1 protein-coding gene and 1 pseudogene are annotated in these 913 nt (G+C 44.1%); both read left to right on the top strand.

Annotated features, from left to right (window positions below; all coding sequences use genetic code 11):
• The first annotated feature begins 11 nt into the window (after positions 1-11).
• Positions 12-410, top strand: coding sequence for a glycine cleavage system protein GcvH (gene gcvH / locus A3735_RS05145; protein ID WP_068508150.1), 399 nt, complete (start codon positions 12-14; stop codon positions 408-410).
• 169 nt (positions 411-579) lie between these two features.
• A pseudogene (locus tag A3735_RS05150) lies at positions 580-913 on the top strand (glycine dehydrogenase); the annotation flags it as partial.

Genomic DNA, 913 nt, shown 5'->3' on the forward strand with positions numbered 1-913 from the left:
GATTGCAAAACATGAGTCTTATCCCTGGAGAATTGAAGTATCTATCTAGCCATGAGTGGGTTCGTCTGGAAGAAGATGGCGAAACCGTTACTATAGGTATTACTGATCATGCACAGGACCTACTGGGCGACGTGGTATTTGTTGAATTACCTGAAGTTGATGCAGTCATTGAAGCAGGTGAAGAAGCCGGTGTTGTCGAGTCAGTTAAAGCAGCATCTGATATCTTTTCTCCTGTTGGTGGAACGGTTCTAGAAACCAATGAAGGCTTGGAAGATTCGCCTGAAACGGTTAACAGCGATCCTTATGATGATGGCTGGTTCTTCAAATTGAAGATCTCTGATCCTCAAGAGCTTGAAGGCTTATTGTCTGCTGACGAATACAAAGAAATTTGTGAAGCAGAAGAGCACTAAGAAACTTAGTGTTTCAGCTGGTAACTGATAGCATTTGCCAGCTAATTATTTCAGACCTTTGTGATACTTGTTTAGATCGTGCAATTTCGGTGAAGCAAGTCGGCAAAGGTTTTTATTTTTTAAGTTCCTGAGTGAATGCTTTGGGAACTCGCTGCAAAGAGGGTGTGTAATGCCTTTTATTCCTCATACGGAACACGATATCCAGAAGATGTTGGATGTTATTGGTGTCGACAAAGTCGATGACCTGTTTGATGAAATTCCAGCTCACTTACGAGCCAAACCACTGAATGGTGTGCCTGAAGGTTTAGGCGAAATGGAAATGATGCGGCTAATGAGCGAGCGTGCTCAATTAGACGAAGGTGCGCTATGTTTTATTGGTGCCGGTGCCTACGAACATCATATTCCTGCTGCTGTGTGGGATGTGACGATGCGTGGTGAGTTCCTGACTGCCTATACACCTTACCAGGCAGAGGCAAGCCAAGGGACTTTGCAGCTAATCTATG

The sequence above is a fragment of the Oleiphilus sp. HI0061 genome (assembly GCF_001635675.1).